Below are 20404 nucleotides of genomic sequence, written 5' to 3'. Positions count from 1 at the left end.
TCTCCGCCTCAGATCACCAGGCGCTGTCCGGCCGATGTGCTGACCGTTGAGGTTCTGGCGTGTCGAAGACCAAAGCTGCTGCGTACGCGGGGACCCTTGCCGAGAACCTGTTTGGTTCGGCGCTGGACGAGTCGGGCTTCTCCGAAGCCACCCAGCCCTCACCGCACCGTAAGAAACGTCTCAAGCACCAGTCATCGGCGAACTCCATCCGGGAACGCAGCACGTAGAATTCATTCGCGTTCTCGGGTTTCTACCCCGCGCCAGGCGGGCCGCTGGGAGACTGCGGCGGATAGTCGGTCGAAGCCGGGCCCGCTGGTCACGCTCAACTCATCCACGGATTATTGCGTTTGCTCAATACAGGGGCAGTCACGCTCATCGACCGAGTCGATCGCGAACGGGAGACCACAGAAGTCGCTCCGCGGGCACGGTCGCAACGGCCGGCCGCGAAAGGGCACGGTCTCGCTCACGGCGCACACTGCCAGACCCACCCAGCACCGGCCCGGCAGCCTGGACGAAACACAGGGGCCTGCGCTCAGCTTCATCCAGTCCTTTCGCGACGACACGTCGGCATCATTTTCGGTCGTGCGAACCGCCGGATTCCGTCCCCTTACAGCAAGCTCGTGGCACAGCGCGGCCCTCACCTACACACCCGTAGGTAAGTACTCACTATTTAGTGCGTACTTGTCGGGAGGTCGGGATCAACCTGAGGGTAAGGAGGGCCAATCAATCGCTGAGAAGATGCAGGGGAGCACATATGGGCAGGACAACGGTAAGCGTCATCGGTCTCGGTGAGATGGGACGCGCGCTGGCCGGCGCCATGGTCACCGCGGGTCATCCCACGACCGTGTGGAACCGCAGCGCCGCCAAGGCGGATGAACTGGTGGCGCTTGGCGCCCAACGCGCCGCGACGGTCGAAGAGGCCGTCCTCGCCAGCCCGCTGACACTGGTCTGCCTTCTGGACTACGCCGTCTCGGGCGCGGTGCTCCGGCCCGCCGAAGGCTCCTTGCACGGCCGTACGCTCGTCAACCTCACCAACGGAACACCGGCGCAGGCCCGGGAGGCGGAGGCCTGGGCGACCGGCCACGGCGCGTCCTATCTGGACGGCGGGATCATGGCGGTTCCCTCGACGGTCGCTACCTCGCGGGCCTCTGTCCTCTACAGCGGCCCAAAGCGACACTTCGACGCACACGAAGACACGTTGAAGGCCCTGGGTGCCGCCAAATACCTCGGCGTCGACGCGGGCATGGCCGCACTCTACGACCTGGCCCTGCTGAGTGCGATGAACGTGATGTTCGACGGCTTCTTCCACTCGCTGGCCATGGCCACCTCACACAGCGAGGGCAGCGCGGCCGGCTTCACGGATCTCCTGGTTCCCTGGCTGACGAACATGTCGCAGGTGATGCACGCGTTCGCCGCCGACGTCGACTCGGACGCCGAACCGGTGCTCGCCCAGGGACTCGATGTGGTGCTGGCCAGCGTACGCAACATGGCACACGCGTCCCGAGACGCGGGAGTGCGCGCCGACTACTTCGAGCAATCCGCAGCGACACTGGAGAGGCAGCTCGCCGAGGGCCTGACCCGCTACACCGCACCCGATGCGGTGCGACGCCTCAGGACATCCGATTGATCGCTCCGCGACGTGATCGGGGCACATCCTGTTCAGCGGGCCAGCCTCGTGATCGGTGTCGTCGGAGGTTTCGGTACCGCCCGGCACAGGGGATTCTCGCCGCATCGAGGCGCGGCCGGCGAGGTGGACAACACCTCGGCGCGCCGTGTGAGCGGATGCCTCGGAGAGCATGACCGCCCGTCGAGATCGAAGGACTCGAAGTCAGCCTCGCCGGAGCCAACGACGAGCTTGCCCCATTGGACGACCATCGTGGACGTCCCGGCCACATCGTCGAACCTCGGTATGACCACCATTGCCTTCCGACGGTCGGAGGGCAGAGGGACGCTGACCTGTACCCTTCGGCCCCACCCTCCGAGCCGGGCTGCACGGCGAACCGCCGGTAGGTTGCAGGCCCCTTGGGGGCTACTGCCGCCTCACCAGGACGAACAGCATCGATGAGGCCCCGTGGCGGGGCATGTCAGCTGACCTCACCAAGAGAACGCGCGACCGAAACACGGTGCGGCCCTGTCAGAGATGGTGGGATGACGGGGGCCGAAACGGGCCGCCCGTTGACGGTGACATCCCGTTGGAGGAAGCGTGCGTCGCTTCGCCACGGCCGACGAGCCCCACCCGCCTGCGCGCACGGCGCGGGCAGGTTGCGGGGACCAGGCCAGCCGCCGAGCAGCCGGACTCGTAGTCCGCGTGGCGACGCTGTGACGCTCGCGACAGCCGCACATGTCACATGGCCCGTCGCTTCAGCCGTCTAGGGGTGCGACGAACCCGGCGGGAGACGGAGGGCCACTGCAATGATCGGAACCGTGTTCCGGAGCGAGGACATGCCGGAGGACAGGTTCAACTGCTGGCGGGAGTTGATGTTCCAGGACCGCAAGGTCGACGTCGCCGGCGCCCACGCCTCCGCCTTGGAGTCGCAGTTACGCCGTATGGAGCTGGGTCCGGTGACCGTGTGGCACGCCTCGTACGCGCCCGCGCGCCTCTGGAGGGGAGTCCGCACCGCCCGGCAGCCCGACCTGGAGCGCTGTCAGCTCACGTTCCTGCTCGACGGGCGGATGACTCTCACGTACGACGGCGAGCAGACGACGCCGCTGGGCCCACGCGACCTCCACTTCCTCGAGGGGGCACCAGACACCGGCGAATGCCGCGCCGTCACAGGCGTCGGCGTCGACTTCCCCAGGGAGCTACTCCCCCTGCCGCCGCAGCAAATACGGAAGATGAGCGGGCGGGGTTTCTCGGCGCGGGAGGGCACGGGCGCCCTGTTGGCCGACTTCCTCGTCGGCCTGGGCCGGCAGGCCGATGTCCTGCGCCCGTGCGACGCTCCCCGACTCGGCACGACCGTGCTCGACCTGGTGTCCGCCTGCCTTTCCCACGCTCTGGACGACGAGTTCGCCCTACCGGCGGAGACCAACCGGCGAGCGCTGGCCGAGCGCGTTCGGGCGTTCGTCCGCCAGCACTTGCACGACCCCGAAATGAAGCCCGCCACGATCGCCGCCGCTCACCACATCTCCCTCAGCCATCTGCACCGCGTCTTCACCGAGCAGTCCGGAGGCGAGACGCTCTCCGCCTGGATCCGCGCCCGCCGTCTGGAGCAGGCCCATCACGACCTGGCGGACCCCGCTCTGCGCAGTACCCCGATCCACACTGTCGCCGTTCGCTGGGGCTTCCCCCGCGCCGGCGACTTCACCCGCGCCTTCCGTTGTGCGTACGGACTGTCGCCCCGCGAGCACCGACAGCGGTCGCTCGGCGGCGCGCCCCGCACATGAGACCGAGCGCCAAACAAGCGGGGACTCAGCGCCAACACCGCCGCGGCCCGGCTCGGCATGATCGGTGACGCGCGCAGAACGGGGACTCCAGTCGCCCCGGCCAGAGGCCGGCTCTGCGCGCACCCGACCAAATGAAAGCAGGTGAAGCATCGTGTCGACGAGCACACGCATACGACGGGCCGTCGCTCCCGCGGCATTCGGAGTGCTGCTGAGCGGAGCCTTCGTACTGGGCACCGGGACACCGGCGACGGCAGGGGCGTTGGGCCGCCCTGCCGACTGCCATTACGAGCGGATGCGCGATTGGGGCGGGGCAGCCGAGTGCCGCGACCACAACGGTGGCTCGTATCGGGGTCTCGTCCTGTGCAAGTACCCCAACGGAAAGATCGTCGAATACGTGGGCCCGTGGCGGCAGAACGGCATCTCCTACGCGTACTGCCAGAACGAATCCAAGGCCCAGTCCGCCGGCGTCGAGACCTCCGTACTCAACAAGACCTGAGGAGTAGCAGACATGAGCAGGATCACGCGCGTACTGGCCGCCACGGCGGTGACCGCGACCGCGGCTCTCGGCTTCCACGGCTCAGCCTCGGCCGCGCCCGCATCGGGGGATGTAACGGTGATGGGCTGGCCCACGGGCTGCGAGTACGGCTCGTACGACAACGGATCGTACGCCAAGTGCAGCCGAAGCAACGGGGGCAGCTACCGGGCGACCGTGCTCTGCTACCCCATGCACGGCGGGAATCTCGTCTCCCGTACCGCCCCGACCTGGAAGACCAGTGGAGTGTCCAAGGTCTTCTGCCCGCCGCTCACCCTCTTCTCCAGCGCCGGCATCGAGACCCGTTCCTCTCACTGAGGCATCCGCGCCCGGCCGTCACAGCGCGAGCGTCCGCCTCTCTCGGCGGGCGCTCGCGGGGCCACGCGCCACGAACCGAGATCGGGTGTCCCCGAGGCCGTGCCTGGCCGGCACGGCGGCGTACGGCATCGCGTTCGAGAGATCGGCCGCCGCCTCGGCAGCCCAGAGCCAGTAGTCCTTCAGCAGCTCCCGGGCAGCCCGGCAGGCGTGGGAATGTCGGCGAGGCGTAGGAGCGGGCCGCTTCCGCCGCAAGTGCGAACGGTGGGGACGCGGCCGGCTGAGAGATGAAGTTCGTACGGTAGGCAGCAGTGGGAACACAGCCTCGTGACGAGGGTTCCGCAGGCACACAACTGGTTCATTCCCCCGGACCCAACCGCGCGGAAGGACATCCCATTCCCCTGCCAGAAAGCCATGAAGCCGGGGCGTGACCGCCGTTCGGCTGTAGTTGAGCACCTCGTCGCATCGACTCCCCTACTCAGCCGCGCCTGCATCAAGCCGGGCACGCCTTGGGCGATTCCGTAGATGAACCATGAGCAGCAAGGCGGAACCGATCAGTGCCATAACGGCGGCGCCGGCCCAGTGGCGTGTCTGCTGGCCCATGAGCACGCACGAGATGACACCGAAGCCGGCACCCGCCGCCGGGACCAGTGCTGCGTACCGCTCAACGGCCGTATCGGTAAGGGAGGCCACGCTGAAGTAGGCCACGATGAAGCCGACGAACAGGGCGAGCGTGTACCACTCTCCGCCGTCAGGGAGGGCGAACCCTCTTTGGACTCGCTCCAGTCCGAGGTCAACGGCCCCGGCGACTGCCCAGAAGAAGGCGCTGGAAGCCACCACGCCGAGAGCGACACGACACCCCGTATTCAACATGCCGCGATCGTATGAGCGATGAATGGGTTCGGCCAGGACGTTGTTCCGGCCCCTGCTCCCGGTCGTCCTCGTTGGAACAGCCGACGCCCAGGCTAGCCACCTACGCCGGGGGCGGCGGAGCGAGCAGACCGCCGGCCGCATCCGTGACAACGGCGGCTCAATCGGGCTTGCCGCAGCCACAGTTACTCCTCCCGGTGCAGCGCCAGGCCCCCCTCGGAGCTCGAAGTCCTCAGCGGCGACAACGAATCTCATTCTGAAGCGTTCGATTCAAAACCTGTTAAGGTGCGTACAGCCCTGTACGGGCAGTTCGACGCTCGCACCGCTTCCAGGCAGCACGCGCACAAGGAGCAACCATGGCCTCGCCCTCAACTCCGGTCGACCGCGTCCGCGTCACCGCAGACCCCGACTGGTACGAAGCGGCCGGGATATCGCTCGGCATTCGGGTCGGCGGTCTCGTCTTCACGTCGGGACAGGCGCCTGTCGACGGCAACGGCACCACGGTCGGTGGTGACTTCACCACGCAGGCTCGGCAGGCGCTGGCCAATGTATCCACCGTTCTTGCGCGAGCGGGCTCAGGGCTCGACCGGGCAGTCAAACTCACCGTCTTCGTCACGGACATCTCCCACCAAGACCTCTTCGCGGCCCTCCGGGCGGAGCAGTACCAGCACCCCTTCCCCGCCGAGACGTTCATCCAGGTCACCGCCCTCGCGGATCCGGACTGGATGATCGAGATCGAAGCGGTCGGAGCCGTGGCCTGACGCGAGGGGCCCGTCGCCGGGGTTCGGCCGAGCTCGACGTAGGCTGAGCCCATGGCAAGGCCCCGAGAATTCGACGAGGAACGCGCCCTACGTGCCGCCATGGAGGCCTTCTGGCGCCTGGGCTACGAAGGGACGTCGACGCGCGACCTCTGCGCCGGCACCGGTCTCGGGCCCTCAAGCCTCTACAACGCCTTCGGCGACAAGCGGTCGCTGTATCTGCGCGCGCTCAACCTGTACCACGAGACCAACACCGCCGAACAAGTCGCGCTCCTCCAGGGCCCGGCTCCTGTGAAGGACCGTCTGCGCCGGCTGATGGTCCAGGCGGTCGACACGGATCTGGACGAGTCAGGGCATCGAGGGTGCTTCACGATCAACGCCGCCGTCGAAGCCTCCGCACACGACCAGGACATCAAGGACCTGGCTGCGCGCAGCTTCGACAAGGTCGCGGACGCGCTCTACACCGCCCTCTCCCATGGCCGCCACGCCGGCGAGATCCGTGCCGACGGGGATCTCCACGCCCTGGCCCGGCGCATCCAGAGCACGTGCTACGGCCTGCGCATCCTCGCCCGGGTACACCGCGACAGGCGGGTCCTTCTCGACACCGTGGAGAGCACCCTCGCCAGCCTCTGAGCCTGCATCAGTTCACGGCCGTCGCGCGCCCACACCGCGTTGGATGGTGCCGCTCGGAAACGCATCGACTCGTGCTGGTCACGGGCGGGGAGCGGTCAGCGCACGACCTTCATGCCGAAGTGCAGCCGCACTGCTGACCGAAGGACGCCGTCCCTGACGTCATCAACCACCTCCGGGCCACAGCCAAGGCCGGCTCAGCCGGCCGTCGGCGTCTCCGAGTCGTCAGGGCGGACTGCCCCGAGCGGGATGAAGTTGGACTGGGCCTCGCTGGGGAGAACCTCACACAGCTGAGCCCGGGGACGGCCTTGCCCGACGCCGCCTCGCCGGAGCGCCACCGGCCGGGTGGTCAAGCCGGTGTTCAGGACGGCTTGCCCAGGCTTCCCTTGGACTTTCCCAGGGTGCGTCGCAGTCACCGGCCGACCGCTTCGGGGTAGCGGGCGCGGCAAGGAAGGTCGGCGACGTCGGTGGTCATCCGTGCGGTAGTGGCGTCGGCGGCGTCGCGAGTGGGGGCTCGGACCGGTGCGGCAGCGGTACTCGTGGAGCCGACATCAGGGCTTGTCACTCGGCCAGGGGATGCCCAGGCGATTCAGACCCCGGATCGCTCGCCAACGGGCGGAGGCCGACAATGCCCGGTCGTTGCTCAGCGTCACGAGGGCGTCTTCACCACGTGTGTCGTTGCGTTGCACGAGGTGCCATGCCGCATCGACCCGGTGACGGCCGTCGAGAGTGAGATCGTTCGTCAGCGCTGCCATGGTGTTCCAACCGTCCCGCCGGTGCTGCCTGACCATGGTGATTCTCAGTGCCGCCTCGACTCGCTCGGCGCCCGCGCGGCCGGAGTCGGCTACGCATGACAGAAGGGCGGCCAGACCACGCTGGTCCTCGAGCTCCGTCAGAGCATGAGCCGCCTCGATGCGGTACCGGCCGTCCAGTTCGGGGTCGTGCGCCTGGGCAGCGAGAATCTCGGGAGCGTGGTGCACGCCGAGCTCGGCAAGATGCCCCGCCACTTCGTACCGATCTGCGAAGTCGAGATGGGTGGGATGTTCCAGAAGCTCGATGAGCAGGCTTCGGCCGCGAGGATCCCCCAGCCTGGCAAGTTCTCGTGCTGAGGCCATACGGATGAAACTGTCCGTGACACGTGTTGCGTCATACAGATGCCTGAGTCGTGGTAGCAGCCAGCGCTGGATCGCGTTCCGGCCGAGCCCGATGTCAGCTGTGGCGGCAAGGGCATCGAGGCCGCGTGGATCGCCTGTTTCCGCCAACTCCCGGGCTGCTGCGAAGAACTCGAAGGGATCGATACTGGCCGGAGCGTTGTGAACGAACGAGGCGAGGGATTCGGTGGCAGCCGCGATGACGCGTTCCGGCACCAGAGTGCCAAGGTTTGCCTGACGGAGAACGAAGAAGCAACCGTCTGTCCCGCCATGGGCCGCTAGCCGATGGAGGACGGGCGCCGTGTCCACGCCCAGTTCCGCACAGATGTCGAGAAGGAACCCTCCGTAGGAGTCCTTGATGCTGCTCGGCAGACTCCAGATCCTGCGCGCCCACGGGCGGGGGCGGGACCAGCCGTTGTCGAGCAGGCCGGACAGCACCCGCCGCGCGGCGTCTGCATCGTGCACGGTGTGGCGCGCCGCCAGATACTCGCGCAGCGTCTGGTGAGAAAAGGTGAACCGGCCGGACTGCAGGGTCAGCAGCCCGCTGCGGCGAACTGCCTCGGTCAGGAAGTCAGCCCATACCCGCTTCGGCACGCGCGCCGGACGGGCCGCCTCAGGCTGCGAGGCCAGCGCTTCTGGGACCGGTTCCTCTTTGCCCTCGTACTGCTGGGCAGCCAGGTAGGTGACCAGGGTGGGAAGGTGATCGAGAGTGCGCTGGCCCATCGCGAGAGCGTCAGGACCGTACCGCGCCAACATGATGCGCGTCTGCTCCGTGACACTGCTGCTGTCCCACCCATGCTGGCGTTCGTGAAGGAGATCGACGAAACGCCGGAAGATCGCACCTCGCCCCCTGGGCAACTCACCCCCCGGGTCCGCGGCATACAGCTGACACAACATGGTGCTCATCAACGGAGTACGAGCCAGATCCAGCAGCCCGCTGCGGTCGAGGGCACCGATGAACCGCACGGCGTCCGAGTCCGGATCAGGCAGCTGCAGTGCTTCGAACCACCGGCACGCGAAGTCGGGCAGGTCCTTGGTGCCGAGTGCCTGCAGTTCGTAGTGAGGCACCTGGTCGCCGAGGTCATCGAGCTCCTCCGCCGGCAACGGGCGGGTGGTGACCAGAACCCGGTACAACTCTTCATCACCGTGCATTGCTTGGGAAAGGGTTTGCAGCAGCCTCCGCCGAGTCCTGGTGTCGGTGATCTCATCGAGGCCGTCGACCATGACAAGCCAGGCCATGCCTGGCTTGGGCTGCTTGCGGAAGAAGGCTGTGGGCAACCTGTCGGGCAATCCGTGCGGAGCGAGCATGGCTGTGGCACCTTCGGCGATCGCCTGGGTAAGCGGAAGACCTGTCAAGGCAGCGGCCGGCACCAGGACCGGTATCGAGGCCACCACCTGCATGGTGCGCAGGCGCCCAACCGCCGCAGCCAGATGGGTACGCAACAGGGTCGTCTTGCCACCGCCCGGCCCCGCGGACACGATGCCAGATTCTCCGCGCAGCAGGATCTGTTCCGCTGGCACCGCTCCCCCGTCGTACGGAAGTTCGGTCGCGCCCCGAGCGTGAGGGGCGCTGTGGCCGGTCAGCCGGGCTTGCTGCCTCAGATGTACGCCCGCCAGAGGAGGGATGACGCCGGGCAGGATACCGGCGTACGGATCTTCGAGGGCGGCACGCCCAGCAGCCGCAAGATAGCGATCGAACCTCCCGGCAGGTGCGGTCGCAGGAACTGGCCTGGGCGGATTCCGTGTCGCCCTGTCCCGCAGATCCGTCCATTCCGCCAGCTCATCCCCAGGAACCCCCAGAGCGAGGGCGAGCTGCTTCAGGGAATGCACCGACGGGGGTCCCTTCTCGGCGTTGAGCGCGTTACTGACCGCCGCCGCAGAAAGCTCCGCGTTTCTGGCGAGCAGGGACTGAGTCAGGCTCTGAGCGGTCATCGCCCGCCTCAGGCGCCCGCTCAGCTCTTCGTTCGCGTCGCGCCCCCACAGCTCGGCTCCACTCACCCGCAGCCCCCTGAAGATCTCGTTCATGCTTGTTCACATCAACCCGATGAACGCTTGTAGAGGCTATCCCTGGTACTCGACCGGCCGGCCGAGCCTGCCCGAATCGGCACCGACAACACCAAGGGGTAACGGACATGGAAACTGCGTCGACCAACGAAACCGAGCGCCTCCAACGAGAAGTGGACCGACTCCACGCCCGCGCCCGGGTACTGGCGATCATCGTCGGCGTCCTCTCGGGCTTCGCCGGGGGCCTGATCGCGGGCATGGTCTCCCGCCACTACGGGGCAACAGGACTCGAATGCGCGGTCTATGGAGGCGGCACCTTCGTAGGCTTCTCAACGTTCGTCCTCTTCGTCGAGGAGAAGCTCAAGCTGGTCTAGGAACTGCCGTTTCGCCTCCGCGACATGCACCGACAGGCAGCGGGACGACGGCCTGTCAGCTCTACCGCCCGGGGAACCCACACCCCGCGACTCCGCGTCCAGTCGGGGCCAAGCGGTAACGAGGGCCTCGTGGGCCAGGTCGACGGTGTCCCCGTCGAGAGCGATCAGCCTGGCCCGCGCGAGGATGTCGAGAACCGTCTGGTCTCCCGTACATCTCCAGTGGATGCGATCTCCCTGCGGCTGGTGGACCGGCGGGTGTCCGGGACTACGGCCCAGGGAGTGATCAGCCGTCCTGAGCACCTCGGAGCAAAGCGGCTCTCATGCGGGCCTTCAGATCCCCGGTTCATGCTCCACCTACGCCTCGACAGTGCCCACATCCAGTCGACGGCACTTGGCGACGTCGTAGCCCGGGTCCGCGGACACGCGCCGGGGGTGCGCCTAGAACTGCGTCTCGATCGCGCCCGGCTCGCGCCATGCATCGGCGTCCGCCAGAGCGATCATCGCCTTGCGGACAGCTCCCCCAGCGTGGCCATGGTCGTCTCAGTGATGATGCGAGTGCGCGCAGGGCCGACAGCGTTACGCTCATCACCTGCACGCTGCAGGAGGGCGGAACAGCCAGCGCAGGCTTGCCGGCCGCAGCACCGACGGTGACGTCCACGGGAGCCACGGCCAGCGCGGCAAGGAAAGTCTGCGGCAACCCACTCGCGGAGCGGACGCCCGGCGAACGCAGTCGGTCGCTGTGGGCACGGCTCACCTCCGCTCGAGGCTCTTTCGTACCCGGCCGTCCTGAAGGGAGGCGCAGACAGGACAGTGGCCCCGCGTACGTGCGAAGAAACGCCAAGCCACCTGGGTAACCTCACCCGTCCGTCGTGTCGGAGGTGTCACAGCGCAAGAGAGACTGGTCCACGCGCAAGACCATCGCCCTGTACGCAGCGGCTCTCGCGGCAGCAACGATCATCGGCGTCACCGGCACCGCCTGGGCACACAGCGCCACACCCACAGCCGCACCATGCCCGAGGGCAAATCCCTAATCTCTCCAGCAGCTACATCAAAGTCGGGGTCGCGGGGATGGGGGTGAGCATTTGCCCGGAGCCTACGCAAGGCTCCTTCCCGTGCGTGCCCCTGGATCTTCCCGAGCTCTGATCGGCTCGCGTATACGCTACCCACCCTGAGCGCCCGATCGCGGCGCACCGCTGGGCGTCCCCTTAGGGCACACAGAGGGGGGCGCAGATCCGCGCGTCTGCCGACCGGCCGGGGTTGTCCTGTGCCACCGAAGTTGGACCACTGCACGGTTCTGCCATCAAATCTCGACCGCCCTGGTCAGACTGCCCCGGGCATCGCAGCCTGCCCCACAGCGCCAGCAGGCTCAGGTGCATCCTGGTTGCTGGAGCTGAACTGCTCGCCGATGTTGTTCCACATGAAGGCGTCCCGCCAGCCCGGCTTCGCCGCAGCCCAGCCGAGCAGTGCCGTCAGGACCTTCTCCTGGGACACGGTCATGGTCTGAAAGTGCTGCTCGGCCAAGCCGTCCCGGTATTCGAGTTGGTAGGTGTTGTTCTCCCGCAGCAGGACCTGGATGTACCAGTCGCCGGGCCGTTCCCTGTCCACCCGCTCGACGACCATGTGGGCGTTGCCCTGCCGCAGGTTGGCCAGCATTGTCCCGATGGCGGGCTTGGTGGCGCGCTTCACCACGTGGCCACGCTCGTTGGTCGCAATCAGCATGACGGGATCATCCAGCATGGGGCTGACATCGCCCCGTGAGGGCCTGACCAGGGCGGTCAAGGTTCGATGGCACGAACCGTGCAGTGGTCCAACCTTGATGGCAATCGGTCAAGGATCGGTGGCACAGGACTGGGGTCCCCTCGTGTGACTGAGCGCTTCAGCTGGCCCCATCGGCCAGGTGGAGCGCTCAGCTAGCGTCCTGACGACGGCCCTCTAGGGGCCTGCTCCGCGCCGCCGACGCCGGCCTGGCACACGTCCAGACCGGCGGACGGGGACGGCGTCACGCAGGGACGCCGAGCGGCGGGTGCTCGAGCACGCGGGGCTTGTACTCGACCAGCTGGATGCGGCCGTCGAAGGTGCGGTGCTCGATCATCTCGAGGGCAACGTCCGGATAGCCGTCGTAGATGCGTTCCTCGCCCGTGGCCCCGGTGATCACCGGGAAGATCACGACCCGGAAGCGGTCAACGAGTCCGGCTCGTAGCAGGGAGCGGCACAGGCTGAGGCTGCCGATCGTGCTGAGGAGCCCCGATCCGCTCGACTTCATGGCACGGACCGCCTCGACAGCGTCGTCACGGACGAGCGTGGAGTTGGCCCACGTCAGTGGCCCTTCGAGCGAGGAGGAGAACACCACCTTGGACGCTTGCGTGAGCTCGTCGACGGACGCCTCTTCTTCGGGCCTGAACTCGTCCTGGCCATTCGGGACCTCACCTGCGGCGAAGCCCGACATCAGGCGGTAAGTGTTCGCTCCCATCAGATAGGTGGCCTCGGGCTGTTCGCCGAGCCATGCGAGGTATTCCGGGCCCTCAAGGCCCCAGAACCCGGGCCATCCCTGTCCCGATGCACAGCCGTCGAGGGAGGTGATGAAATCGACGAGAAGCTCTGACATGGCAGCGTCCTTTCCTGGCGTATCACCAGCTTGGACCGACCGAGAGCAACAAACTCATCGGCCGCGCTGTGGACAACGAGGAAATGGCCTGGGCCGACCATCACGCTCAGCCGGCCAAGCACACACGCTCAGGGGCAACTGAAACGCCCAGTCACGCCTCGGCAGGTCGGGCGGTGCGTCGCGACTTGCGAGCATATTCGAACATGTGAGCTACTGAAGGGTATGAGGCACCCTGCATTCCCTGACGATCTCGTGTCCGCCCAGCGATCCTGGGCCGCGACGTACGAGGTCCTCGCCCGGCCTGGCACGACGGCCACCACCCGGCTGCGCGGCCGCCTCCTGCGCCTGTCGACCGCCGTCTACTTCCACCCCTACTGGGCCCGGCCCAGGCCGGCGGCGGGCCGGGCGGAGTTGGTAGCCCTGGTGCGCGCCGAGCGCGAGCAGACCCGGAGCGCGGCATGAGCAGACCGTCGCCGTCACACACGCTGTGGCACGTCCGGTGCCGCCCGGACACCTCCCCCGAGAACCAGCGGCTCGTACTGGGCCTCCTCGCCGGGTTCACCCCGCTCGTCCAGCCGCTCCAACCCACCGCCGGACTCGCACAGGTCAAGGGCGCGCTGCGCGTGTTCGGCGTGATGCCGGCGAGCTCGCGCAGCAGTTCCGGGTGAGAGCGCTCCTGCAGACCGGCGTCGACACTCACATCGGCGTCGCCGACACCTGGGCGACGGCCGCGACCGCCTCCGCACGGGTGAGCCGCTCCGGGATGCTTCACCTGCCCGACCACCGCGCCGTCGACAGCTTCCTCGGCCCGCTCCCGGTCGATGCCCTGCACGGCATCGGCCCCGCCCAGGCCGCCCAGCTCCGCCCCCGGCGGGCAGGACCACCGCATTGCGTGGCCGCCTCACCTGCACGTCCAGGTGAGGAACCGTTCGGCAGCCAACGCGACCTCTACGAGGCCGGCAGTGAGTACCTCCCCCTCAATGGCACCGCACCCACTGCCCACCAACCCGCCACGGATCCGCGCGGGCGGCCCCGATTGCACCCAGCCGTACGACATGGCCCTGCTCAACCTCTCGGCGATGAGCTTCGACTCCCCTCAACGCGTCGGGGCCTCGGTCAGGCCCCGGCGGAGCTTCGTCGCAGCCCTCTCACCGACGCACCAGCAGATGGCAGCGTCTCTTGAACGGCTGCACGGGTCGCGTCCACGGCCGCCTACCCGTTGGCCACCACGTGCTGGCGATGCGGCGTGCGGTGAGCCAGCCGCAACAGCAGTACCAGCCTGACTGACACCTCCCATTTCGCATTCCTAGGATCTCTAGGTTTAACCTAGGACCCCTAGGATCGGGAGGATGCATGACGCGGGCGGGGCTGACGGCGGAGCGGGTGACGATCGCGGGCGCCGAGCTGGCGGACGAGGTCGGGCTCGACCGGGTGACCATGTCGCAGGTGGCACGTCGACTCGGCGTGAAGGATGCGAGCCTCTACACACATGTCCGCAGCCTGGAGGATCTGCGCGGACGGATCGCGCTGTTGGCGGCGGACGAGAAGACCATCCACATCGCGGAGGCGACCTCCGGGCGGGCGGGCAAGGAGGCGCTGGTCGCCTTTGCCGACGCATGGCGGGAGTACGCACACAAACATCCGGGCCGCTACATGGCAACACAGACCCCGATCCGGATCGACCCCGATCTGGCCGCAGAGGCGGCTGGGCCGCGGCGTGCGGTCGCGCTGACCTACGGCATGCTTCGCGGCTACGGACTGACCGAACCCGACCTGACTGACGCGGTCCGGTTGCTGCGCAGCACGTTCCACGGCTTCGTCGCCTTGGAGGCGGCGGGCGGGTTCGCGCATGCGCGTTCGCCGCAGCAGTCCTGGGTCCGTGCCCTCGACGCCCTCCACACCCTCCTGGAGCACTGGCCCGACCAAGAAGGAGATTCCGCATGACCGACCCGACTACCGGCACCCTTCGCGTGAACGGCGCGACTCTGCACTACGAAGTGCGAGGCCGGGGCCCGCTCCTGCTGCTGATCCCTGGAGGGACGGGTGGCGCCGCCTCCTTCGACGGCATTGCCGACGGCCTGGCCGCCGAGTACAGGGTCGCGACCTACGACCCGCGCGGCATGTCCCGAAGCACACTCGATGACCCCGAAGCCGAGCAGAGCGTGGCCGAACACGCCGACGACGCCTTGCGGATACTGGAACTGCTGTCGCCCGATGAGCCCGCCCGGGTGTTCGGGTCCAGCTCGGGCGCGATCGCCGCCTTGCACCTGCTCACCGCCCATCCCGAACGCATCGAACGCCTCGTGTCACACGAGCCTCCGGTAGTGGAGGTCCTGCCGGACGCCCCCGAACACCGTGCGTTCATCGCACGCGTACAGGCCGCGTTCCATGCCGAGGGGCTCATGCCGGCGATGGCCGTGTTCGCTGCGGGTCTCAAGAAGGACGGCGGCAGCTCCGAGCCGCAGGCCGAGAGGGAACTTCCACCGCAGGCAGCGGCGCGAGTCGAGCGTACGATGGCCAACCTGCCCTACTTCGTCGGACGCATCGTGCCGAGCTTCATGTCCTACGCCCCGGACATCCACCGGTTGGCGACACTGTCGAACCGGCTCGTACTCGCCTGCGGCCAGGACTCGCGCGGCGAACTGCCCTACCGGCCGACCGCATTCCTGGCCGAGCGTCTCGGCACGGAACTTCTGCACTTCCCCGGCGGGCACATCGGCCTGACTACGCACCCGGCCGAGTTCGGCGAGCTCCTTCGGAAGGCGTTCCGAGCCTAGAGCCGAATCAGACTCATCAGGGTCGGCTCCCACCGAAGATGGTCGCTGAAGGTCACATCTGCGACTGGCCGTACATGGGGATTCGAGTCTGGGCCGCTGTCGTGCTGATCCGCTGCCCCTTTGGGTAGCGGATCAGCATGGGGCTCGGGTCAGCTGACTGCAGCGTGATCGGCGCTTGCTCGTGCGCTGGCGAGGCGGGAGGAGTCGGTTCCGGTCTCGATGATGGGCCCATTGATGGAGCTCTTTGGATTTGGTTCCGTCCGCACTTCCGTGAACGGTCTCTCAGCGACCTCTCTACCGGCCGGTTGGTACATCGACAGGTGGTGGACGAACCCGTGATTGAGCTGTCCGACGCCGAGGAGCGCCGTATCTGGGACCGCTTCTACGAGGAGTTCGGCTTCCAGCCGCGCGAACAGCCAGTCATCAAGGAGCCCTTCGCATCTGTCACTTGGAGTCTGGCGACGCTTCCCGACTAGCCTGGCTACAAACGTCCGACCGCCTGGTTGAGGTGGTCGAGGGGCACTGACCGCGAGGGTCATCCTGTCTGCACTGATCGTGGTGAACTCGGATCAGGTGGAGCTGCGGGACGTGGAGCTGGCGGGCCTGGGGCTGGGGATCCTGGGTGCTTCCAGCGGTCAGAGCCGCGAGCGCCAGCAGTCGCCTAGGTGAGGGGGCTGCTGGCGGACGTGCCGCGCAAGAAGGGGTGGCAGGTGGCTGAGCAGGCCGGTGCCGCGACGCCTTGGTCGACACAGTGGCTGTTGGGGGCCGCCGCACCCTGGGATGCGGACCCGGGTCCGTGATGTGGTGCTGCCCTACCCGGTCGAGCGTCTGAGCGAGGCCGACGTGGCGCTGGTCCTGGACAAGACGGGCTTCATGAGGAAGGGCAACCGGTCGGCGATCGAGATCTGTCAGGAGCCGGACTTGCCGCTCCTGCTGCTCGCTGTCCGGTACACGCCGTAGAGGATCTCGATGCCGCCGATGGCCATCAGTACGACACCTAGTTTCGTGAGTGTGAAGACGGGGATCTCGATATCCTCGGTGAACAGGCGGAGTGCGAGTCCGATGCCGAACAGCACGGCGCCTTCCGCGAAATTCTTGGTGGGGGATGCCACGGTGCTCGGTCTCCTTGAGTCTCAGAGTGTGCCGCACAGGCCTTTTCACTACTCACTGGTCAGGCTAGGGCCGGTCCGGGACGGGCGACTCCGCCCGCGGGATGAGTTGCGTCCCCCTACTTCGTCGGACCGAGGGATGTGGCGTCTCCTCCTCACCGAGCAGGAGTGTTCGCAGATGCGCCCCATATGGCGGGGACTTGATGCGGGCCTTCCTCAGATCCCGCCCTGCAGTTCCCACCGCAGGTCGTCAATCGCCAAGGCGGTCCTCACACTGGAGCAGCGGCGCTGAAGAAACTCCTGCATCAACCACGAAATGCAATCGCTGTTCTCGTCCGCTCCTTGGAGGAGTTCTGATGATCAGAAGGACCAGCCTTGCGCTCTCAGCGGCATCACTCATGCTGCTCGTCGGCTGCAGCGGCTCGCAGGACACGGCCGAAACACCACCTACCAGTACGTCGGCCGGAGCAGCGCAGGCGCCCACTGGTGCAGACAGCAACGGAACCGCCAAATGTGCCGACCGGCCCGGACCGGCCGACGCGGACAGGCAGTATGGGGAAGGCATCCATCGCGTCCCCGAAGACATGTGCCCCGGTACCTATTCCACTCTCGGCGCCGTCAACGCATCTGCAGGCCGATGCAGCATCGCCAACGACTCAGCTCACCCGAACGCCAAGGTGAAGTCCCGCTACGTCCCGGCAGGTGAAATGGCGACGTTCGAAGTCGAACTCGTGGACGAACAGATCAAGATCTCCGGAAACTGCGAGCCCTGGCTCCGCGTCGAGTAGCCGACCCCCGGATTCGGGACTCTCGCGCCTGGATCACGGCCCGTACGGCTGTCATGGCGTCGGCCACCGACCGGGCCGACGTCGACGGCGCCGCTGGGCAGGGACGGACGATGATCCTCCTGTTCGAAGAGCTCGGCCACAAAACCGAGTCAGCCCCTGCAGCACGTGAGGGTGGTGTCCAGCGGCGCCGGCAGTGCCCGCACAACCCATAGGACGAATCGTCAGTTCTCCGAGCGTGAGGGGCACTTTCGGCGTGCCCAGAAGACATCGGGCGAACGTCGACAGGACCAGGAGGAGCCGGGGCTCAAGCTCGCGTGGGTCCGGAATCAGCGCAGCCGCAGCGCTGTCCCCCCGAGCGGATCGAGCGGCTGTCCGCGATCGGGATGTAGCGGGCTTAGCTCCGTACGGGCGTGCAGCAGGGTCGGGGTGTGAATGCGCGTGCTGACCGGGGACGGTTCTCTTGGCCTCCTTCACCGAGTGCCGGCCATGCCTCGTGTCACGGCCGATTTCTTGTGGAGTGAGGTGCGAGAGTCGAGACCGACGTACGGTCGGTCGGCCGATCCGCGGCCAGCGGTGGTCGATCCTCCTCGCCGCCATGGCCCGAACGGGAGCCCCGCCGATGCGCCTCTACGCTCAGACACCAGTACGCCGGAACCTTCAGGTGCTCGCAGACCTGATCGCCGTACTTCTGATCGCCGCTGCCGTATGGGCTGCTCTCACCGTCCGCGAAACGATCATGCTTCTGGCCGAGCCAGGGCGGAAAGTCGAAAGCTCGGGCAACAGCCTGGCCACTGAACTCGGCAACGCAGGCGACGCGGCGTCAGACGTGCCTTTTGTCGGCGGCCTCTTGCGGAAGCCGCTCCAGTCCGCGGCCGACGCCAGCACCGGGTTCGCCGAAGCCGGAGAATCGCTGCAGGAAACGGTCAGCCGCGTGGCCACCGTCACCGCGACGGCTCTGATCGTCATTCCCGTGGCCTTTGTCCTGCTGGTGTGGCTCCCGCCTCGTCTGCTCTGGATCCGGCGCAGCGCAACCATTCGACGGCTTCTCGACGCCCCCGGAGGCGCTGACCTGCTCGCCCTGCGTGCTCTCACCGGACCGCCGGGCGACCTCGCCGCGCTTCCCGCCCCTGCGGGTGGCCTCGCCGACGCGTGGCGCCAGGGGGACCGGGAGGTCATCACCGACCTCTGCGAGATCGCGCTCAGACGGGCCGGATTGCGGCTGTGACAGGCGGCTCCCGGGCGCCGCTTCTCGCCGACCATCGGAGCCGGCCCGCCCGAGATGGGCTCGGTGCCGGGCAGGGAGTGCGTTCCGCAACGGCGTGCAGGGTGTCAGGGCGTCAGCCGCGGCCCGAAGCGGTTACGGGCGCGCGTCGCCGTTCCGCTCCTCACGGCCGGCGGGGGCCCTGCCGGCTGCTTGCCGGCAGGGCCCCCGGGCCGTCCGCTCGGGCACTGCGGGCCCGGCTGACTGGGCTTGAGGTCGACGACCGACGTCACCGTCGTCCGTGTGGACGGTGAGAACCGTGGCCCAGGTTGTGGGGTCGCGCCAGGCTGCGAGTGCTTCGTAGGCGGCGTGTGCGGGCGTGTCGGTCCGGGTTCGATGGTCCAGGTGAGGCTGCGAGGCGGTGGCCTTTCGGCGGACTACGGCGCGTTGCGGTGAGTCACGCGGCTCACCGCGCTGGTGGGGAGGCGGGGCCGGTGGTGGCGTCCTTCGGCTGCGATACGTGGGCCACGAGACAGAGCAGTACGCCGCAGGTGGCGACCAGGATCCAGCCCGGGCGGGACGCGTGCGCGAGCTCCGTCGGGCCTGTGGCCGCGACCAGGACGCCGGCGAGAGCGATGCCGAGAGCGGAGCCGAGTTGCCGTGCGGTGGAGGTGATCGCCCCGGCCACAGCGGCACGGGTGGGTGGCAGTCCGTTGACCGCGGTGTTGGTGATCGGGGCGTTGGCGAAGCCGAACCCGATGCCGATGAGCGCGTACGCGGCCAGAAGCAGGAGCACGTTCGTGTGCGGGGTGAGCCGGACGAGGCAGAGCCCGCCGGCTGTGATGAAACCGCCGGCAAGCAGCAGTGGCAGCCGCGGCCCCGTGCGGGCGACCATGCGGCCGGACCAGGGGGCGCAGACGGTCGCTCCGACGGCCAAGGGCAAGGTCGCCACCCCGGCTGCCAGCGGCGTCCATCCCCGGGTGTGCTGCAGGTAGAGGGTGTTCAGCAGCAGGGTCATGTTCAGGGCGATGAAGAGCGCCACCGCGCCGACGACGGCGCCGCTGAAGACTGGGCGGCCGAAAAGCCGCAGGTCCATCAGCGGCTCAGGTCGGCGGGACTCGATCCATACGAATCCGGCTGTCGCCACGGCAGCCCATGCGTATCCCGTCAACGCCACGGGCGACGTCCAGCCGACCCGCGGCCCTTCGATCAGGACGCCGACCACGACTGCGAGGACCATGGTCAGCAGGGCCTGGCCGGGCAGGTCGAGCCTTCGAGCCCGCCGCGCCCGGGACTCCGGTACGAACACCACACTGAGCAACAGAGCGGCCGCGATGACGGGTGCGTTGATCCAGAACAGCGCCCGCCAGTCGAGCGCTGCGAGCAGCGCGCCGCCCGTGACGGGTCCGGCGGCCATGCTCAGTCCGAACACCGACGCCCAGATGCCGATCGCCCGCGCCCGTTCCTTCGGGTCCGGCATCACGTTCACCACGATCGCGAGCGCCACGGGGCTGAGCATCGAGGCACCGACGCCCTGCAGGGCGCGGGCCGCGATGAGGACGCCCGCCGACGGGGCGAGCGCGCAGAGCAGTGAGGCCGCGCCGAACACGGCCAGCCCGCACTGGAACACCCGGCGGCGTCCGAAGCGATCCGCCAGCGCGCCGGAGGAGATCAGGAGACTGGCCAGGACGAGGGTGTAGGCGTCCACGATCCATTCGAGACCGCGCGTGTCGACTTCCAGGCCGCGCCCGATGGCCGGCAGACCCACATTGACGATCGTGGTGTCCAGGCCCACCAGGAACATACTCAGACAGCAGACGGCCAGTACCGTCCAGCGTCTGCGCGCACTAAGCACGAGTTGAACAGGGTGTGTCGTCGCGGTCGCGGTCACGTTCTACCTCTGATG

Annotated in this window: 22 protein-coding genes and 1 pseudogene; 16 read left to right on the top strand and 7 right to left on the bottom strand. The window is 67.8% G+C overall.

The annotated features are described in order from the left end of the window. The first annotated feature begins 59 nt into the window (after window positions 1-59). The 5 genes from AB0D99_RS31770 to AB0D99_RS31750 all read left to right on the top strand — a co-directional run bounded on the left by AB0D99_RS31770 (window position 60) and on the right by AB0D99_RS31750 (window position 4234). The gene (locus AB0D99_RS31770) at window positions 60-227 is read left to right on the top strand and encodes a hypothetical protein (RefSeq protein WP_362370175.1); all 168 of its coding nucleotides are present in this window, start codon (window positions 60-62) and stop codon (window positions 225-227) included. Between the two features lie 527 nt (window positions 228-754). Further along, a complete protein-coding gene (locus AB0D99_RS31765) occupies window positions 755-1627 on the top strand; it encodes an NAD(P)-binding domain-containing protein (RefSeq protein ID WP_362370172.1) in 873 nt (290 codons plus the stop codon). Window positions 1628-2412: 785 nt separating this feature from the next. Then, the gene (locus AB0D99_RS31760; RefSeq protein WP_362370169.1) at window positions 2413-3384 is read left to right on the top strand and encodes an AraC family transcriptional regulator; all 972 of its coding nucleotides are present in this window, start codon (window positions 2413-2415) and stop codon (window positions 3382-3384) included. A 151-nt stretch (window positions 3385-3535) separates the two neighbouring features. Then, window positions 3536-3880: a hypothetical protein gene (locus AB0D99_RS31755; RefSeq protein ID WP_362370166.1), complete on the top strand. Its 345-nt coding sequence runs from the start codon at window positions 3536-3538 to the stop codon at window positions 3878-3880. A gap of 12 nt (window positions 3881-3892) precedes the next feature. Then, window positions 3893-4234, top strand: a complete 342-nt coding sequence (locus AB0D99_RS31750; protein ID WP_362370163.1) for a hypothetical protein — start codon at window positions 3893-3895, stop codon at window positions 4232-4234. A gap of 471 nt (window positions 4235-4705) precedes the next feature. On the opposite strand, the gene AB0D99_RS31745 is transcribed toward AB0D99_RS31750, so the two are convergent. Then, window positions 4706-5104 (bottom strand): hypothetical protein, encoded by a 399-nt coding sequence (locus AB0D99_RS31745; protein WP_362370160.1) that lies wholly within the window; start codon window positions 5102-5104, stop codon window positions 4706-4708. A gap of 353 nt (window positions 5105-5457) precedes the next feature. Between AB0D99_RS31745 and AB0D99_RS31740 the strand changes: the two genes are divergently transcribed. Together AB0D99_RS31740 and AB0D99_RS31735 are read left to right on the top strand one after the other, a co-directional pair. Beyond that, on the top strand, window positions 5458-5862 hold the full coding sequence (locus tag AB0D99_RS31740) for a RidA family protein (RefSeq protein ID WP_362370157.1): 405 nt from the start codon (window positions 5458-5460) through the stop codon (window positions 5860-5862). A gap of 51 nt (window positions 5863-5913) precedes the next feature. Continuing rightward, window positions 5914-6492 (top strand): TetR/AcrR family transcriptional regulator, encoded by a 579-nt coding sequence (locus tag AB0D99_RS31735; protein ID WP_362370154.1) that lies wholly within the window; start codon window positions 5914-5916, stop codon window positions 6490-6492. Between the two features lie 548 nt (window positions 6493-7040). Here the strand turns inward: AB0D99_RS31735 and AB0D99_RS31730 are convergent. After that, window positions 7041-9665: a helix-turn-helix domain-containing protein gene (locus tag AB0D99_RS31730; protein ID WP_362370151.1), complete on the bottom strand. Its 2625-nt coding sequence runs from the start codon at window positions 9663-9665 to the stop codon at window positions 7041-7043. Window positions 9666-9772: 107 nt separating this feature from the next. On the opposite strand from AB0D99_RS31730, the gene AB0D99_RS31725 reads away from it, so the two are divergent. After that, entirely contained in the window at window positions 9773-10018 is a 246-nt protein-coding gene (locus AB0D99_RS31725) for a hypothetical protein (RefSeq protein ID WP_362370148.1), read from the top strand. Here the strand turns inward: AB0D99_RS31725 and AB0D99_RS31720 are convergent. The 3 genes from AB0D99_RS31720 to AB0D99_RS31710 all read right to left on the bottom strand — a co-directional run bounded on the left by AB0D99_RS31720 (window position 9974) and on the right by AB0D99_RS31710 (window position 12623). Continuing rightward, window positions 9974-10318 (bottom strand): hypothetical protein, encoded by a 345-nt coding sequence (locus AB0D99_RS31720; protein WP_362370146.1) that lies wholly within the window; start codon window positions 10316-10318, stop codon window positions 9974-9976. The genes AB0D99_RS31725 and AB0D99_RS31720 overlap by 45 nt on opposite strands. A 1020-nt stretch (window positions 10319-11338) precedes the next feature. After that, window positions 11339-11737, bottom strand: coding sequence for a hypothetical protein (locus AB0D99_RS31715; protein WP_362370143.1), 399 nt, complete (start codon window positions 11735-11737; stop codon window positions 11339-11341). 280 nt (window positions 11738-12017) lie between these two features. Next, window positions 12018-12623: a dihydrofolate reductase family protein gene (locus AB0D99_RS31710; protein WP_362370140.1), complete on the bottom strand. Its 606-nt coding sequence runs from the start codon at window positions 12621-12623 to the stop codon at window positions 12018-12020. Window positions 12624-12875: 252 nt separating this feature from the next. Between AB0D99_RS31710 and AB0D99_RS31705 the strand changes: the two genes are divergently transcribed. The 6 genes and pseudogenes from AB0D99_RS31705 to AB0D99_RS31680 all read left to right on the top strand — a co-directional run bounded on the left by AB0D99_RS31705 (window position 12876) and on the right by AB0D99_RS31680 (window position 15876). Beyond that, entirely contained in the window at window positions 12876-13085 is a 210-nt protein-coding gene (locus AB0D99_RS31705) for a hypothetical protein (protein ID WP_362370137.1), read from the top strand. Then, window positions 13082-13291, top strand: a complete 210-nt coding sequence (locus tag AB0D99_RS31700) for a hypothetical protein (RefSeq protein ID WP_362370134.1) — start codon at window positions 13082-13084, stop codon at window positions 13289-13291. The genes AB0D99_RS31705 and AB0D99_RS31700 overlap by 4 nt, the downstream gene beginning before the upstream one ends. Before the next feature lie 251 nt (window positions 13292-13542). Further along, window positions 13543-13717 (top strand): annotated as a pseudogene (locus tag AB0D99_RS31695) (FMN-binding glutamate synthase family protein); the annotation flags it as partial. Between the two features lie 259 nt (window positions 13718-13976). Further along, complete coding sequence (locus AB0D99_RS31690; protein ID WP_362370131.1) at window positions 13977-14567, top strand: TetR/AcrR family transcriptional regulator; 591 nt, start codon at window positions 13977-13979, stop codon at window positions 14565-14567. After that, window positions 14564-15400, top strand: coding sequence for an alpha/beta hydrolase (locus AB0D99_RS31685; protein ID WP_362370128.1), 837 nt, complete (start codon window positions 14564-14566; stop codon window positions 15398-15400). Before AB0D99_RS31690 ends, AB0D99_RS31685 begins: the two co-directional genes overlap by 4 nt. A gap of 335 nt (window positions 15401-15735) precedes the next feature. Then, window positions 15736-15876 (top strand): DUF2716 domain-containing protein, encoded by a 141-nt coding sequence (locus tag AB0D99_RS31680; RefSeq protein WP_362370125.1) that lies wholly within the window; start codon window positions 15736-15738, stop codon window positions 15874-15876. Between the two features lie 432 nt (window positions 15877-16308). On the opposite strand, the gene AB0D99_RS31675 is transcribed toward AB0D99_RS31680, so the two are convergent. Continuing rightward, window positions 16309-16512, bottom strand: coding sequence for a DUF5708 family protein (locus AB0D99_RS31675; RefSeq protein ID WP_362370122.1), 204 nt, complete (start codon window positions 16510-16512; stop codon window positions 16309-16311). Between the two features lie 353 nt (window positions 16513-16865). On the opposite strand from AB0D99_RS31675, the gene AB0D99_RS31670 reads away from it, so the two are divergent. After that, window positions 16866-17297, top strand: a complete 432-nt coding sequence (locus AB0D99_RS31670; protein WP_362370119.1) for a hypothetical protein — start codon at window positions 16866-16868, stop codon at window positions 17295-17297. A gap of 619 nt (window positions 17298-17916) precedes the next feature. Then, window positions 17917-18522: a hypothetical protein gene (locus AB0D99_RS31665; RefSeq protein ID WP_362370116.1), complete on the top strand. Its 606-nt coding sequence runs from the start codon at window positions 17917-17919 to the stop codon at window positions 18520-18522. Between the two features lie 442 nt (window positions 18523-18964). On the opposite strand, the gene AB0D99_RS31660 is transcribed toward AB0D99_RS31665, so the two are convergent. Further along, window positions 18965-20302, bottom strand: coding sequence for an MFS transporter (locus tag AB0D99_RS31660; RefSeq protein WP_362370113.1), 1338 nt, complete (start codon window positions 20300-20302; stop codon window positions 18965-18967). Between the last annotated feature and the right edge of the window lie 102 nt (window positions 20303-20404).

Source organism: Streptomyces sp. NPDC047971, from assembly GCF_040653355.1.
Lineage (GTDB): Bacteria > Actinomycetota > Actinomycetes > Streptomycetales > Streptomycetaceae > Streptomyces.
The sequence above is the reverse complement of the archived record's forward strand: the minus strand, read 5'-3'. Positions and strand labels throughout refer to the sequence as shown.